This is a genomic window from Pseudomonas sp. LBUM1672 (assembly GCF_059695655.1).
In genome coordinates, this window is the sequence record NZ_CP166781.1 from 5,495,244 (window position 1) to 5,509,878 (window position 14,635).

A 14,635-nucleotide genomic window follows, 5' to 3' on the forward strand; every position below is an offset into this window, starting at 1 on the left:
ATAGCCTGCAACCATGGCCCAAACCCTATAACGGGAGAAAACCATGAGTCGCGCCTTCGTCAATGAAGATAACGTCGCCGCGCAAGCCGATCAGCCAGTCGAACGGCAGGTCAGCGCGCAGCCCAATTACGTCACGCCCGCCGGGCTTGCGCAGCTTCAGGTGAAAGTCGCCGAGGTGCAAAACCTGATCAATGAACAGAATGCGAAGGGTGAACTGGCGGACAAACAGCGCCAGGCCGACCTTGAGCGTGACTGGCGGTACTTCAATCAACGCCTGCAAAGCGCTCAGCTGGTTGTACCGGCCTCTTCGACCGACAAAGTGCAGATCGGCGCGTGGGTGACCTTTGCCGATGAGCACGGCAACGAACAGCGTGTGCAGTTGGTGGGTGAGGATCAGGCGGAGGCTGCGAGCGGGCTGATCAACTGGGGCTCGCCACTGGGGCGGGCGTTGCTGGGCGCGCAGGTTGGGGATGAAGTGGTGTGGAAGCGGCCGGTGGGGGATTTGGTGATTGAGGTTCTGGGCATAGAAATCGGGTGATCTTCAGGCCGCCATCGCTAGCAGGCTAGCTCCCACAGTGGATTTGTGTCGCTCTCATACCCCCTGTGGGAGCCAGCCTGCTGGCGATGGCCGCACCACGGTGTAACTTAAGCCCATAAAAAACGGAGCCCCGAAGGCTCCGTTTTTCATGCAAACCACCCGATATCAGGCCAGTTTCTTGTGCCGTACACGATGCGGCTGGGATGCAGCTTCGCCGAGGCGCTTCTTGCGATCGGCTTCGTACTCGGTGTAGTTGCCTTCGAAGAACACGGCTTGCGAGTCGTCTTCGTACGCCAGGATGTGGGTCGCGACGCGGTCAAGGAACCACCGATCGTGAGAGATCACAATGGCGGCGCCCGGGAAGTCCAGCAGGGCTTCTTCCAGGGAACGCAGGGTTTCAACGTCGAGGTCGTTGGACGGTTCGTCGAGCAGCAAGACGTTGCCGCCCTCTTTCAGGGTCAGGGCCAGGTGCAAGCGACCGCGCTCACCTCCGGACAGATCCTTGACGAACTTCTGCTGGTCGCCGCCCTTGAAGTTGAAGCGACCGACGTAGGTGCGCGAAGGGATCTCGTAGTTGCCGATGCGGATCTGATCGGAACCGTCGGAGATTTGCTGGAACACAGTCTTGCTGCCGTCCAGGTCGTCGCGGCTCTGATCGACACACGCCAGTTGCACGGTTTCGCCGACTTCGATGCTGCCCGAATCCGGTTGTTCCTTGCCCATCAGCATGCGGAACAGGGTCGATTTACCGGCGCCGTTACCACCGATCACGCCTACGATGGCGCCTTTGGGCATGGAGAACGACAGGTTGTCGATCAACACGCGATCGCCATAGCCCTTGGAAACGTTCTTGAACTCGATGACCTTGTCACCCAGGCGCGGACCGGCCGGGATGTAGATCTCGTTGGTTTCGCTGCGCTTCTGGAATTCCTGCGATTGCATTTCTTCAAAGCGTTGCAGACGAGCCTTGGATTTGGACTGGCGAGCCTTGGCGCCTTTGCGCACCCACTCCAGTTCTTCCTTCATGGCTTTTTCGTGGGCCGACTGCTGCTTGGATTCGGCAGCCAGACGGTCGGACTTGGCTTCGAGCCAACCCGAATAGTTGCCCTCGTACGGGATACCGGCGCCGCGGTCGAGCTCGAGGATCCAGCCGGCAACGTTGTCCAGGAAGTAACGGTCGTGCGTGATCGCGACCACGGTGCCCGGGAAATCGTGCAGGAAGTGCTCCAGCCAGGCGACGGAATCGGCGTCCAGGTGGTTGGTGGGTTCGTCGAGCAGCAGCATGTCGGGGGCGGACAGCAGCAGGCGGCACAGGGCCACACGACGCTTTTCACCACCGGACAGGAATTCGACCTTGGCATCCCAGGCTGGCAGGCGCAGCGCATCGGCGGCGACTTCCAGTTGGCGATCCAGGTTGTGGCCGTCGCTGGCTTGCAGGATGGCTTCGAGCTTGGCCTGTTCGGCGGCCAGTTTGTCGAAGTCGGCATCTTCATCGGCGTAAGCGGCGTAGACCTCGTCCAGGCGCGCCTGGGCGTTCTTGATCACGCTGACCGCTTCCTCGACCACTTCACGCACGGTCTTGGTCGGGTCCAGGATCGGTTCCTGTGGCAGGTAGCCGATGTTCAGCTCCGGCATCGGACGAGCTTCGCCCTCGAACTCGGTGTCGACGCCCGCCATGATTTTCAACAGCGTGGACTTACCCGAACCGTTGAGACCGAGCACGCCGATTTTGGCGCCGGGGAAGAAGGACAGAGAAATGTTTTTCAGGATTTCCCGCTTCGGCGGAACAACTTTGCCCAGCCGATGCATGGTGAAGACGTATTGAGCCATGGAGAACCTTGGGTCAGTGACAGATGAATGATTGGAGCGCAGGCGAAGCCCGGCCAGACTGTGCGCGTCGTCCGCTTGGTAAAGACCCTGCGTGCGCGCTGAAAAAGTCTGATTCTAGGAGCTGGAACGCCCCCACGTAACCGGCAAAGCTACCTTAATGACAGATGGCAGTCCAGCCGGGAGGGGCTGGCACTTAGCCACAACTCAAGGCATGCTAGCCGCCCTTCGGGCGTCCGGCTTATAGTGCACGTCGCGCCAGTCCAGCCAAACCGCAGGATTACAGTTTGTCTAATGTCTCTCCGCCTTCGTCCGTGAGCGCACCCCATCCTGCGACCGGCTCGCCCCTGCGCGGATCCTTGAAGGGTGCGCTGGCAACGCTCGTGCTGTTGCTGCTCGCACTGCTGTTCTGGCAGTTGCTGGATCAGCTTCGCGAAACCCAGAAACATCAGCGCCAATACACCATCGACTACACCGCCGACCTGGCCGCGCAAGTCAGCCTGAACATGGCGCTCAACGCCCAGATCGCGCTGAACCTGCTACCGATCGTCGAACAACCGCAAAGTGCCGACGAACAGCAGGCGTTGCTGCGCAAGCTGCAGCAATCGCTGCCTGAACTGCGCAGCCTGGCGTTGCTCAGCCCGTCCGGCAAAGTCCTTGGCGACAGCGCCGCCGATAGCCAGGACGCCGATTATCTGAGCGATCTGGTCCGGCGCAGCCGCGCCCAGGCCCACTATTTCAGCAATGCCGACGACGGCTCAGTGGTGCACCTGCTGCTGCATCAGGCCAGCGGCAGCACTCGCGGTTACTGGGTCCTGCGCCTGACACCGACCTTTTTCTCGTCACTGACCAAACAAAACGAAGCCGGCATCCGCCCGTTGTGGCTGGTGGAAAACCGGGTCAATCATCAGATTGTCAGCCGTGATGAAGGGGTGCCTTCAGTCAACCCCGGCGCAGTGACCCCGGACGATCTGGCCAACAGCGTGCTGACCGTTCCCCTGAGCAGCAGCGACTGGCAAATGCGCGGGCTGTTCGATCGCCAGCAAGTGCTTGAACACCTGTTGCCGGCGTTCATCGGCAAATGCCTGTTGGGTCTGGCCTTCTCCCTGCTGCCGTTCATCGCGCTGCTGAACATTCGCCGCCGTCAAAGCCAGCTGCACGAAGGTCGCCGGCGCTATCACGATATTTTCGAAGGCACTGGCGTTGCTCTGTGCGTACTTGATGTCTCGGGGCTCAAGACCTTTTTCGACAAGGCCCACCTGCACAACAGCGAGCAACTCAAAGCCTGGCTCGACGTACCGGAGCAACGCCAGCAACTGCTCCAGGAACTGCGCATCACCGAGGTCAACCAGGTCGCACTGCAACTGCTGAACGTCAACTCCTGCGAGCAGGCCTGGAAACTGTTGATTAACGGCTGCCCGCTGGATGGCACCGCCATCGGCCATCAAGTGCTCGAAACGGTGCTCAACCAGCAGCGACAGCTTGAGCTGGAAATCAAACTCCAGGATGCCAATGGCCGTGACCAGCACCTGTGGCTGGTGCTGCGCCTGCCGGAAGATCACGCCGACTATAAAGCGGTGATCCTGAGCATCACCGACATCACCAGCCGCAAACTCATCGAGCTGTCGCTGCTGGAACGTGAAGGCTTCTGGTCCGATGTGGTGCGCACCGTGCCGGATCACCTGTACGTGCAGGACGTGATCAGCCAGCGGATGATTTTCAGCAACCACCACTTGGGCCAGACCCTCGGTTACAACCGAACCGAACTGCACCAGATGGGCGAGTACTTCTGGGAAATCCTCCTGCACCCCGAAGATGCCGATTACTACCACCGCTCGCGCCAGACTCAGCGCCGCGCGGGTTACACCCAATTGCTGCAATGCCAGCTGCGCTTCCGTCATCGCGATGGCAAGTGGCGGCGTTTCGACATTCGCGAACAGGCACTGGCGCGGGACAAACACGATCAAGTCACGCGGATCATCGGCGTGGCCAAGGACATCACCGATCAGATCGAAGCCAGCGAATCCCTGCGTGACAGCGAGCAACGTTACCGGATGCTCGCCGAAAGCATCAGCGACGTGATTTTCTCCACCGACAGCAAAATGAAGCTCAACTACGTCAGCCCGTCGGTGCATGCGGTACTGGGCTACGACGCCGAGTGGATCTTCCAGAACGGCTGGCAGTCGACCATCGCCAACCCGCAACAACTGACCGGCATTTACAGCCTGATGGACCGGGTCAGCAAAGCGCTGGATAAACCCGAGCAACTGGCACTGCTGCGCAGTCAGGTGCAGACCCAGCTGTTCCTGTTCGATTGCCTGCGGGCCGACGGGCGCAAGATTCCGATCGAGCTGCGGTTGGTGCTGGTCTGGGACGAACACGGCGCCTTCGAAGGTGTGCTGGGCGTCGGTCGCGACATCAGCCAGCAACGCCGGGCGGAGAAAGACCTGCGCATGGCGGCCACGGTATTCGAGCACTCAACCTCGGCGATCTTGATTACCGACCCGGCGGGCTACATCGTCCAGGCCAACGAAGCGTTCAGTCGCGTCAGCGGTTACGCGGTGGAGCAGGTGCTCGATCAGTTGCCAAACATGCTGACCGTCGACGAACAGCAGGAAGCCCACCTGCGTTATGTGCTCAAGCAACTGCATCAGAACAGCACCTGGGAAGGCGAAGTCTGGCTCAAGCGGCGCAATGGTGAACATTACCCGGCCTGGGTCGGCATCACGGCGGTGCTCGACGATGAAGGTGACCTGGCCAGTTACGTGTGCTTCTTCAGCGACATCAGTGAGCGCAAGGCCAGCGAGCAGCGGATTCACCGCCTCGCCTACTACGACGCCCTGACCCACCTGCCCAACCGCACGCTGTTCCAGGACCGTCTGCACACCGCGCTGCAATCGGCCGAGCGGCAGAAGTCCTGGGTGGTGCTGATGTTCCTCGACCTCGACCGTTTCAAGCCGATCAACGATTCCCTCGGCCACGCCGCCGGCGACCGCATGCTCAAGGAAATGGCCACGCGTCTGCTCGGTTGCGTCGATGACGACGACACCGTGGCGCGCATGGGCGGCGATGAATTCACCTTGCTCCTGCAACCGCGGGTCAACCGTGAAATCGCCTTGAACCGGGCGATTCATGTGGCCGAGCAGATCCTCGCCAGCCTGGTGAAACCGTTCGTGCTGGAAGGCCGCGAGTTCTTCGTCACCGCCAGTATCGGTATCGCCCTGAGTCCGCAGGATGGCAACGAACTCAGTCAGTTGATGAAGAACGCCGACACCGCGATGTACCACGCCAAAGAACGCGGCAAGAACAACTTCCAGTTCTATCAGGCGGACATGAATGCCAGCGCCCTGGAACGCCTGGAACTGGAAAGCGACTTGCGCCATGCCCTGGAACAAGACGAATTCGTTCTGTACTACCAGCCGCAGTTCAGCGGCGACGGCAAACGCCTGACCGGCGCCGAAGCGCTGCTGCGCTGGCGCCATCCACGTCGTGGCCTGGTGCCGCCGGGGGATTTCATTCCGGTGCTCGAAGAGCTCGGGCTGGTGGTGGATGTCGGCGACTGGGTGATCAGCGAAGCCTGCCGCCAGCTCAAGACCTGGCACCAGGCCAAGGTGCGGGTGCCGAAGGTGTCGGTGAATATCTCGGCCCGGCAGTTCTCCGACGGTCAGCTGGGGACGCGGATCGCCACCATTCTCAAGGAAACCGGCCTGCCGCCGGCGTGCCTGGAGCTGGAACTGACCGAAAGTATCCTGATGCGCGAAGTCAGCGAAGCGATGCAGATCCTCGCCGGGCTGAAAAACCTCGGCCTGAGCATTGCGGTCGATGACTTCGGCACCGGTTATTCATCGCTCAACTACCTCAAGCAATTCCCGATCGACGTGTTGAAAATCGACCGCACCTTCGTTGATGGCCTGCCGTCGGGTGAACAGGATGCGCAGATTGCCCGCGCGATTATCGCCATGGCTCATAGCCTGAATCTGGCGGTGATCGCCGAAGGTGTGGAAACCCATGAGCAGCTCGATTTCCTGCGTGAGCATGGTTGCGATGAGGTTCAGGGGTATCTGTTCGGGCGGCCGATGCCGGCGAGCCGGTTCGAGGCGCAGTTCAGCAATGATGCGCTGTTTATGTTCGACTGAAATTTTGTGGAGAGGCCATCGCCAGCAGGCTGGCTCCCACAAGAATTTATGTCGGTCAGGGAATTTGCAGGCTATCGCGATTACTGTGGGAGCCAGCCTGCTGGCGATTGGGGCGCATGATCACCGCTGATCCCGTCATGAAGCCCACTTGTCTGCGACATGATGTCCTTTCATATGCCATCTAAAACCCATTGGGTTAGAATGCCCCCCTTTTCTGCCCCGATCCTTGAGGACCGCCATGTTCAGCCGTGATTTGACTATTGCCAAGTACGACGCCGATCTTTTTGCCGCCATGGAGCAAGAAGCTCAGCGCCAGGAAGAACACATCGAGCTGATCGCTTCGGAAAACTACACCAGCCCAGCGGTGATGGAAGCTCAAGGCTCGGTACTGACCAACAAGTACGCCGAAGGCTACCCGGGCAAGCGCTACTACGGTGGTTGCGAGTTCGTCGACGTGGTTGAGCAACTGGCCATCGACCGTGCAAAAGAGCTGTTCGGCGCTGATTACGCCAACGTTCAGCCGCACGCCGGTTCCCAAGCCAACAGCGCCGTTTACCTGGCTCTGCTGCAAGCGGGCGACACCATCCTGGGCATGAGCCTGGCCCACGGTGGTCACCTGACCCACGGTGCCAGCGTTTCCTCCTCCGGCAAGCTGTACAACGCCGTTCAGTACGGCATCGACGCCAATGGCCTGATCGACTACGACGAAGTCGAGCGCCTGGCTGTTGAGCACAAGCCGAAAATGATCGTGGCCGGTTTCTCTGCCTACTCGCAGATTCTGGACTTCCCGCGCTTCCGCGAAATCGCTGACAAGGTTGGCGCTTACCTGTTCGTCGACATGGCTCACGTAGCCGGTCTGGTCGCCGCTGGCGTCTACCCGAACCCGGTTCCTTTCGCTGACGTCGTGACCACCACCACGCACAAGACCCTGCGCGGTCCACGTGGCGGTTTGATCCTGGCTCGCGCCAACGCCGACATCGAGAAGAAGCTGAACTCCGCCGTATTCCCGGGCGCCCAGGGTGGCCCGCTGGAGCACGTGATCGCCGCCAAAGCGATCTGCTTCAAGGAAGCGCTGCAGCCTGAGTTCAAGACCTACCAGCAACAAGTGGTGAAAAACGCCCAGGCCATGGCCAGCGTCTTCATCGAGCGCGGTTTTGACGTGGTGTCCGGCGGAACTGAAAACCACCTGTTCCTGCTGTCGCTGATCAAGCAGGAAATCTCCGGTAAAGACGCCGATGCCGCTCTGGGCAAAGCGTTCATCACCGTGAACAAGAACTCCGTACCAAACGATCCACGCTCCCCGTTCGTCACTTCCGGCCTGCGCTTCGGCACTCCGGCTGTGACCACTCGTGGCTTCAAGGAAGCAGAGTGCAAAGAGCTGGCCGGCTGGATCTGCGACATCCTGGCTGACCTGAACAACGAAGCGGTGATCGACGCCGTTCGTGAAAAGGTCAAGGCCATCTGCAAGAAGCTGCCGGTGTACGGCGCTTAATTGCACCGCTGAACCGCAGCACTGAAAAACCGGCCACGTGATGGCCGGTTTTTTTTCGTCCGCATTTTTTTCAAAAGGCGAAAAGGCTCAAGGTCGGGCTATTGCGCTCAACTGGTAAGACCGGTCATGCCAATTCCATAATTTCCGCTTGCGATCACCCAAAAACAGCGCCTAGACTGCGCCTGAACTGGACATACCGGTAAGACCACAATAATTAAGTCCTGAATCTGATGCGGCCACCCAAGCGCACGGCAGCCAGGACACCGACCAGGATTCCTCCCATGCTCAGATGGTGCTCGCGTTCAATCTTCCTCCAAGTGGTTCTCGGACTGGTGCTCGGCATCGTCTGCGGGCTGACCCTTCCTGAATACTCCGCCCAGCTCAAACCGCTCGGCGATGGCTTCATCAAACTGATCAAGATGCTCATCGGTCTGATCGTGTTTTGCGTGGTGGTCAGCGGCATCAGCGGTGCCGGCGACCTGAAGAAGGTCGGACGCATCGGCCTGAAATCGGTGATCTACTTCGAAATCCTCACCACCATCGCCCTGGTGATTGGTCTGGTGTTCGCTTTCACCACCGGCATCGGCAGCGGCGCGAACATTCATCTGGAACAGCTCTCCGCCGCCGACATGGGCGATATCGCCCAGCGCGGTCAGCACATGCAAACCACCTCGCAGTTCCTGATGAACCTGATCCCGACCTCGGTCATCGGCGCCTTCGCGGAGAACAACATCCTGCAAGTGCTGCTGTTTTCAGTGCTGTTCGGCAGTGCGCTGAACCTGGTGGGCGAAGCGGCTTCCGGCATTTCGCGTTTGATCAACGAGCTCAGCCACGTGATCTTCCGCATCATGGGCATGATCGTGCGTCTGGCGCCGATCGGCGTGTTCGGCGCCATTGCTTTCACCACCAGCAAATATGGCCTGGATTCGCTGCAGCACCTGGGCAGCCTGGTTGGCCTGTTTTACCTGACCTGTGTGGCGTTCGTAACCTTGATTCTCGGCCTGGTGATGCGCCTTTCGGGCCTGAAGATGTGGCCGTTGCTCAAGTACCTGCGCGAAGAACTGCTGATCGTCATGGGCACCGCTTCTTCCGACGCCGTGCTGCCACAAATCATGCGCAAGCTTGAGCATCTGGGCATCGGCAGTTCGACGGTCGGGTTGGTGATTCCTACGGGTTATTCGTTCAACCTCGACGGCTTCTCGATCTACCTGACCCTCGCCATCGTCTTCATCGCCAACGCCACCGGCACGCCGCTGGCCATGACCGACCTGCTGACGATTCTGCTGGTGTCGTTGATTACCTCAAAAGGGGCCCACGGGATTCCCGGCTCGGCGCTGGTGATTCTGGCGGCGACACTCACCGCAATCCCGGCGATTCCGGTGGTCGGCCTGGTATTGGTGCTGGCCGTGGACTGGTTCATGGGCATCGGCCGGGCGCTGACCAACCTGATCGGCAACTGCGTCGCTACCGTGGCCATCGCCCGCTGGGAGAAGGACATCGATATTCAACGGGCGAACAAAGTGCTTTCCGGCCAGGTGGGTTATACCTTCCAGCCGAGAAAACCAGTGGCCCCGGCGCATCAGCAGGAATTCTGAATAAACGCCGTGCCTGCCTGCGGGCGGGCACGGTCTTCAACCGTTTTGGATGCTCATGGAGCGAACAGTGATTACCTCGTCGACCGTTGTGAACTCAGTCGTAGAAAAACTCCGGGCCGCGTTGGCCCGTGGTCAGTGGCGCTCCGGCGAAATGTTGCCGGGGCAACGGGAACTGGCCGAACAACTGGGCATCAGCCGCCCGAGCCTGCGCGAAGCAGTGATCGTGCTGGAAACCCTTGGCCTGGTGCGCTCGATGCCTGGCAAAGGCGTGGTGGTGCTGGACGCCCACCTCAGCGACAGCCAAAGCCACGACAGCGCGGTGGCCGGCGCGAGCCTGGAAGATGTGCTGCAACTGCGCTACACGCTTGAGCCGTTCATCGTCGGCCTGGTCGCGCAATCGATCAGCAGCAAGGAAGTCGGGCAGTTGCGCCTGACCCTGATGGACATGCGCGAAGCGCTGGAGGCCAACGACAGCGAGGCCGGGGTCAACGCCTATATCGCGTTCCACGAGGAGCTGTTCACCCTGACCTCGAACCCGATCTTCCAGAGCGTGGTGCAGCAAACCAGCAACGCCCTCAAGCAAAGCGCCGAGGTGCTGCGCAATTCGCCGGAGCATCTGGCAGAACGTCTCGAAGAGAACGAAGCCGTGGTGCGGGCGATCCGCAGCAAAAACAGCGCCCAGGCCAGCGCCGAGATGCGTCGGCACATCCTTAGGGAAGGCCAGCGGATGGGCATCGAACTGAATATTCCGGACGACAACCTCGGCAGCTAAAACTTCTTCGAACTGGAGACAGGCCATGAACAGCTTCGCTTCACCGCAGACACTCACTGCCCTGCCCTTTCCAGCGCGGGCGGACGATCTCTACTCGCGGCTCTTCGACGCCATTCTCGAACAGCGCCTCACTGCGTCCAGCCGCTTTACTGAAGAAAGCCTGGCGCAGATGTTCAGCGCTCGACGCAGTGATATTCGTGGCGTGCTGACGCACCTGTCCCATCAGCAGATCATCGTCCTTCGCCCGAACCACCGGCCTCGCGTTGCCACGCTTGATGTCGAGCAGACCCGCCAGACGTTGCATGCCCGGCGGCTGACCGAGATGACGTTGGTGCGACTGGCTTGCCGGCAACCCCGTGCGCAAGACTTGAATCGCCTGTGTGCCCTGATTGATAGCGAACGCAGCTGTACGGCGCGTGGCCCGGCGATTCGGTTGTCGGGGGAGTTTCATTTGCAGTTGGCGCAAATGGCAGGGAATGCCCCGTTGGCGCATTTTCTCGGCAGTCTGGTGCCGCTGACTTCGTTGGCGATTGCGCAGTTTGATGCGCAGGTAGAGGGTGATTGCGGGTGGCAGTTACATCAAGGAGTTCTGGAAGCAGTGGAGCGTGGCGATTCAGTCATGGCCGAAACGCTGCTAAGCCAGCATCTGGACCACCTTGAGGAAACACTGCTGAACTCAGGATCAAGATCCAGCCTGAATCGTGTTGCCGGTTAGATCGCTATCGCGAGCAGGCTCGCTCCCACATTTGGAATGCATTCCCCTGTGGGAGCGAGCCTGCTCGCGATGACGGCATAAGATTCACTGAAAATCTTTTATTTTAGTCCGCAGCCACCCGCGCAAACCCTTCCCGAATCTTCTCTTCCGGCAAATCATCGGCAATAAACACAATCACGCTTTCCCGCGCCTCGCCGTCCGCCCATTCGGTGTCCCAGTCGAAACCGTACAACTTCAGGACCCCTTGAAACACCATCCGCCGCGGTTCACCAACCATATTCAACACACCTTTGTAGCGCAGCAACTGCTTGCCATGGTCTTCCAGCAGTTCGTTCATGAACTCGCTGAGCTTGTCGATATCCAGCGGCTTGTCCGTGCGCAGCACCAGGCTGGAAATCCGGTCGACGGACGGCGCCTTGCCCACCGGGCGCAGGCTGATACCGCCGAGGTCGGCATTCAGGTTGAAACCGCGTACGTCGAGCAGTTCGGCCAGGTCGATCTTGCCGTGTTCGACCACGCGAATCGGCGCGCGACGGTTGATGCGGGTCAGGCGCTCGCTCAGCGCGGTAAACGTCGCTTCGTCCACCAGATCGCGCTTGCTGATCAGCAAGCGGTCGGCAAAACCGATCTGTGCCTGGGCGATGGTCTGGGTCAGGTGAGTGTCGGCATGCGCCGCGTCCACCAGGGTGATGATGCCGTCGAGAATGTAGCGCTCGCGCAGCTCTTCATCGATAAAAAAGGTTTGTGCGACCGGTGCAGGATCGGCCAGGCCGGTGCATTCGATCACTAGGCGATCAAAGGCGATTTCGCCGCTGTCCAGGCGTTCGAGCAACAGGTACAGGGCTTTGGTCAGGTCGGTGTGGATGGTGCAGCAGACGCAGCCGTTGGACAGCGTCATCACTTGCACGGGTTCGTCGCCCAACAGCTGGGTGTCAATACCGGCGTCGCTGAATTCGTTCTCGATCACGGCGATTTTCAGGCCGTGTTCGGCTTTGAGCAGGTGGCGCAGCAGCGTGGTTTTGCCGGCACCGAGGAAGCCGCTGAGGATCGTGACTGGGATGGGAGAGGACAACGGGAGTCTCCTGTTTCACAAAATTAGAAAGCAACACAAAAACAAATGTGGGAGCTAGCCTGCTAGCGATAGCGGACTGTCAATCAACAGTGATGTTGAATGTTCAGCCGCCATCGCTAGCAGGCTAGCTCCCACAGGGATTGCTGTTAACCCGACAACCGGGTCAACAGCACTTCGGCCCACCCTTGCCACCGTAACGCGCTTCCTGACGTTCCCTGAAGAACATCTCGTAAGTCATCACCGGTTTGTCCGGGTGTTTGGTTTGCATATGCTCGACGTAGTTGTCGTAGTCGGGCATGCCGACCATCAGGCGCGCGGCCTGACCGAGGTATTTACCGAGGCGACTCAGGTCATTGAACATCGTGCATTCCTCGATTACGCATCCGGCAGCACCTGGAACGGTGCTTCTTTATCCGTACGCTCTTTGCTGCCCCAGGCGGAAATACCGACCTTGAGCGCATAGAACAGGATGCTGAAGACCACGAACAGGAACAGCGCGGTGAGCGTTGCGTTGGTATAAGCGTTGAAAATCACGTGCTGCATTTGAGTGATGTCCTTGGCCGGGGCGAGGATCTGACCGTTGGCCAGCGCATCGCTGTATTTTTTCGCCAGCGACAGGAAGCCGATCGCCGGGTTGGCGTCGAACAGCTTGATGAAGCCCGCGGTGGTGGTGCAGACCAGAAGCCAGACCGCTGGCAGCATGGTTACCCAGACATAGCGTTGGCGTTTCATTTTGATCAGCACGACGGTGCCGAGCATCAGTGCGATACCGGCCAGCATCTGGTTGGAGATACCGAACAATGGCCACAAGGTGTTGATGCCGCCCAGTGGATCAATCACGCCCTGGTACAGCAACCAGCCCCACATCGCCACACAACCGGCAGTTGCGATCAGGTTGGCGGTCCAGGATTCGGTGCGTTTCAGCGCCGGCACGAAGGAGCCGAGCAAGTCCTGGAGCATGAAACGTCCGGCACGGGTGCCGGCGTCGACGGCGGTCAGGATGAACAGCGCTTCGAACAGGATCGCGAAGTGGTACCAGAACGCCATGGTGTTTTCACCCGGCAGGACACTGTGCAGGATCTGCGCAATACCGACCGCCAGGGTCGGCGCACCGCCGGCACGGGCCAGGATAGTGGTTTCACCGATGTCCTTGGCCACTGCTTGCAGCGCTTCGGGGGTAATTGCAAAGCCCCAACTGCTGACGGTTTGAGCCACGGCCACCACATCACCACCGACGACTGCCGCCGGGCTGTTCATGGCGAAGTACACGCCTGGCTCGATCACCGAAGCAGCGACCATCGCCATGATGGCCACGAAGGATTCCATCAGCATGGCGCCGTAACCGATGTAACGGGCGTTGACTTCGTTATCCAGCAGTTTTGGCGTGGTGCCGGAGGAGATCAGCGCATGGAAACCGGAGACCGCGCCACAAGCAATGGTGATGAACAGGAACGGGAACAGACCGCCCTTCCACACAGGGCCGGTGCCGTCGACGAACTGGGTCAATGCCGGCATTTTCAGCTCGGGCATAGTGACCAGAATGCCGATCGCCAGCGCCACGATGGTGCCGATTTTCAGGAAGGTCGACAGGTAGTCACGCGGCGCCAGAATAAGCCAGACCGGCAGCGAGGCGGCCACGAAACCGTAACCGACCAGCATCCAGGTAATCTGCACGCCACTAAAGGTAAAGGCTTTGGCCCAGACCGGATCAGCGGCAATCTGCCCGCCCAGCCAGATCGAACCGAGCAGCAGCAACACGCCGACCACGGAGATTTCACCAATGCGACCCGGACGGATGTAGCGCATGTAAATGCCCATGAACATCGCGATCGGGATGGTCGCCATTACCGTGAAAATCCCCCATGGGCTTTCGGCCAGGGCTTTCACGACGATCAGCGCCAGCACCGCGAGGATGATGATCATGATCAGGAAGCAGCCGAACAGCGCAATGGTCCCGGGGATACGGCCCATTTCTTCACGGACCATGTCGCCCAGGGAACGGCCGTTGCGGCGGGTGGACATGAACAGGACCATGAAGTCCTGAACCGCACCGGCCAGCACCACACCGGCAATCAGCCACAGCGTACCGGGCAGATAACCCATCTGTGCGGCCAACACCGGACCGACCAGCGGACCTGCGCCCGCGATGGCGGCGAAGTGGTGACCGAAGAGGATGTGTTTGTTGGTAGGGACGTAGTCCAGACCGTCATTGTTGAGCACGGCGGGAGTGGCCCGTCGCGGGTCGAGTTGCATCACATTGTTGGCAATGAACAGACTGTAGTAGCGGTAGGCAACCAGATAAATGGCCACGGCCGCGACCACAATCCACAAGGCGTTGATCGCCTCACCTCGGCGCAATGCCACGACACCAAGGGCGCACGCCCCTACGATTGCCAGCAGCAGCCAGGGTAGATGGCGTAGCAGGCTATTATTATTTTTCATTTTATGATTCCAGCCAGAGTGGACAAGAAAGACAGCCACCCCGAGT

At 59.9% G+C, this 14,635-nt stretch carries 10 protein-coding genes; 6 read left to right on the forward strand and 4 right to left on the reverse strand.

The annotated features are described in order from the left end of the window. The first annotated feature begins 43 nt into the window (after nt 1-43). The gene (locus ACA053_RS25145) at nt 44-538 is read left to right on the forward strand and encodes a GreA/GreB family elongation factor (protein ID WP_497393942.1); all 495 of its coding nucleotides are present in this window, start codon (nt 44-46) and stop codon (nt 536-538) included. 165 nt (nt 539-703) lie between these two features. Here ACA053_RS25145 and ettA read toward each other — a convergent pair whose 3' ends face one another. After that, entirely contained in the window at nt 704-2,368 is a 1,665-nt protein-coding gene (gene ettA / locus ACA053_RS25150) for an energy-dependent translational throttle protein EttA (RefSeq protein WP_497313815.1), read from the reverse strand. A 284-nt stretch (nt 2,369-2,652) separates the two neighbouring features. Between ettA and ACA053_RS25155 the strand changes: the two genes are divergently transcribed. The 5 genes from ACA053_RS25155 (at nt 2,653) to ACA053_RS25175 (ending at nt 11,075) form a co-directional block, all read left to right on the forward strand. After that, nucleotides 2,653-6,501 carry a bifunctional diguanylate cyclase/phosphodiesterase gene (locus ACA053_RS25155; RefSeq protein WP_497393943.1) on the forward strand — a complete coding sequence of 1,283 codons (3,849 nt, stop codon included), beginning with the start codon at nt 2,653-2,655 and terminating at the stop codon, nt 6,499-6,501. A 238-nt stretch (nt 6,502-6,739) separates the two neighbouring features. Next, nucleotides 6,740-7,993, forward strand: a complete 1,254-nt coding sequence (glyA, locus tag ACA053_RS25160; protein ID WP_109634995.1) for a serine hydroxymethyltransferase — start codon at nt 6,740-6,742, stop codon at nt 7,991-7,993. A gap of 281 nt (nt 7,994-8,274) precedes the next feature. Beyond that, complete coding sequence (locus tag ACA053_RS25165) at nt 8,275-9,588, forward strand: C4-dicarboxylate transporter DctA (RefSeq protein WP_109634997.1); 1,314 nt, start codon at nt 8,275-8,277, stop codon at nt 9,586-9,588. Between the two features lie 67 nt (nt 9,589-9,655). Next, nucleotides 9,656-10,360 carry a FadR/GntR family transcriptional regulator gene (locus tag ACA053_RS25170; RefSeq protein ID WP_109634999.1) on the forward strand — a complete coding sequence of 235 codons (705 nt, stop codon included), beginning with the start codon at nt 9,656-9,658 and terminating at the stop codon, nt 10,358-10,360. Nucleotides 10,361-10,385: 25 nt separating this feature from the next. After that, complete coding sequence (locus ACA053_RS25175) at nt 10,386-11,075, forward strand: GntR family transcriptional regulator (RefSeq protein WP_497313820.1); 690 nt, start codon at nt 10,386-10,388, stop codon at nt 11,073-11,075. 103 nt (nt 11,076-11,178) lie between these two features. Here the strand turns inward: ACA053_RS25175 and yjiA are convergent, their stop codons facing one another. From yjiA to ACA053_RS25190, 3 genes are all read right to left on the reverse strand, one after another. Continuing rightward, nucleotides 11,179-12,147, reverse strand: coding sequence for a GTPase (gene yjiA / locus ACA053_RS25180; protein WP_497313822.1), 969 nt, complete (start codon nt 12,145-12,147; stop codon nt 11,179-11,181). A 163-nt stretch (nt 12,148-12,310) separates the two neighbouring features. Next, complete coding sequence (locus ACA053_RS25185) at nt 12,311-12,508, reverse strand: YbdD/YjiX family protein (protein ID WP_008154232.1); 198 nt, start codon at nt 12,506-12,508, stop codon at nt 12,311-12,313. Nucleotides 12,509-12,522: 14 nt separating this feature from the next. Next, nucleotides 12,523-14,589 carry a carbon starvation CstA family protein gene (locus ACA053_RS25190; RefSeq protein ID WP_497313824.1) on the reverse strand — a complete coding sequence of 689 codons (2,067 nt, stop codon included), beginning with the start codon at nt 14,587-14,589 and terminating at the stop codon, nt 12,523-12,525. Between the last annotated feature and the right edge of the window lie 46 nt (nt 14,590-14,635).

Coding starts and splice junctions, on each gene's coding strand:
- ACA053_RS25190 (WP_497313824.1), bottom strand. CDS start 14,589: ATGAAAAATAATAATAGCCTGCTACGCCATCTACCCTGGCTGCTGCTG.
- ACA053_RS25145 (WP_497393942.1), top strand. CDS start 44: ATGAGTCGCGCCTTCGTCAATGAAGATAACGTCGCCGCGCAAGCCGAT.
- ACA053_RS25165 (WP_109634997.1), top strand. CDS start 8,275: ATGCTCAGATGGTGCTCGCGTTCAATCTTCCTCCAAGTGGTTCTCGGA.
- ACA053_RS25185 (WP_008154232.1), bottom strand. CDS start 12,508: ATGTTCAATGACCTGAGTCGCCTCGGTAAATACCTCGGTCAGGCCGCG.
- ettA (WP_497313815.1), bottom strand. CDS start 2,368: ATGGCTCAATACGTCTTCACCATGCATCGGCTGGGCAAAGTTGTTCCG.
- glyA (WP_109634995.1), top strand. CDS start 6,740: ATGTTCAGCCGTGATTTGACTATTGCCAAGTACGACGCCGATCTTTTT.
- ACA053_RS25175 (WP_497313820.1), top strand. CDS start 10,386: ATGAACAGCTTCGCTTCACCGCAGACACTCACTGCCCTGCCCTTTCCA.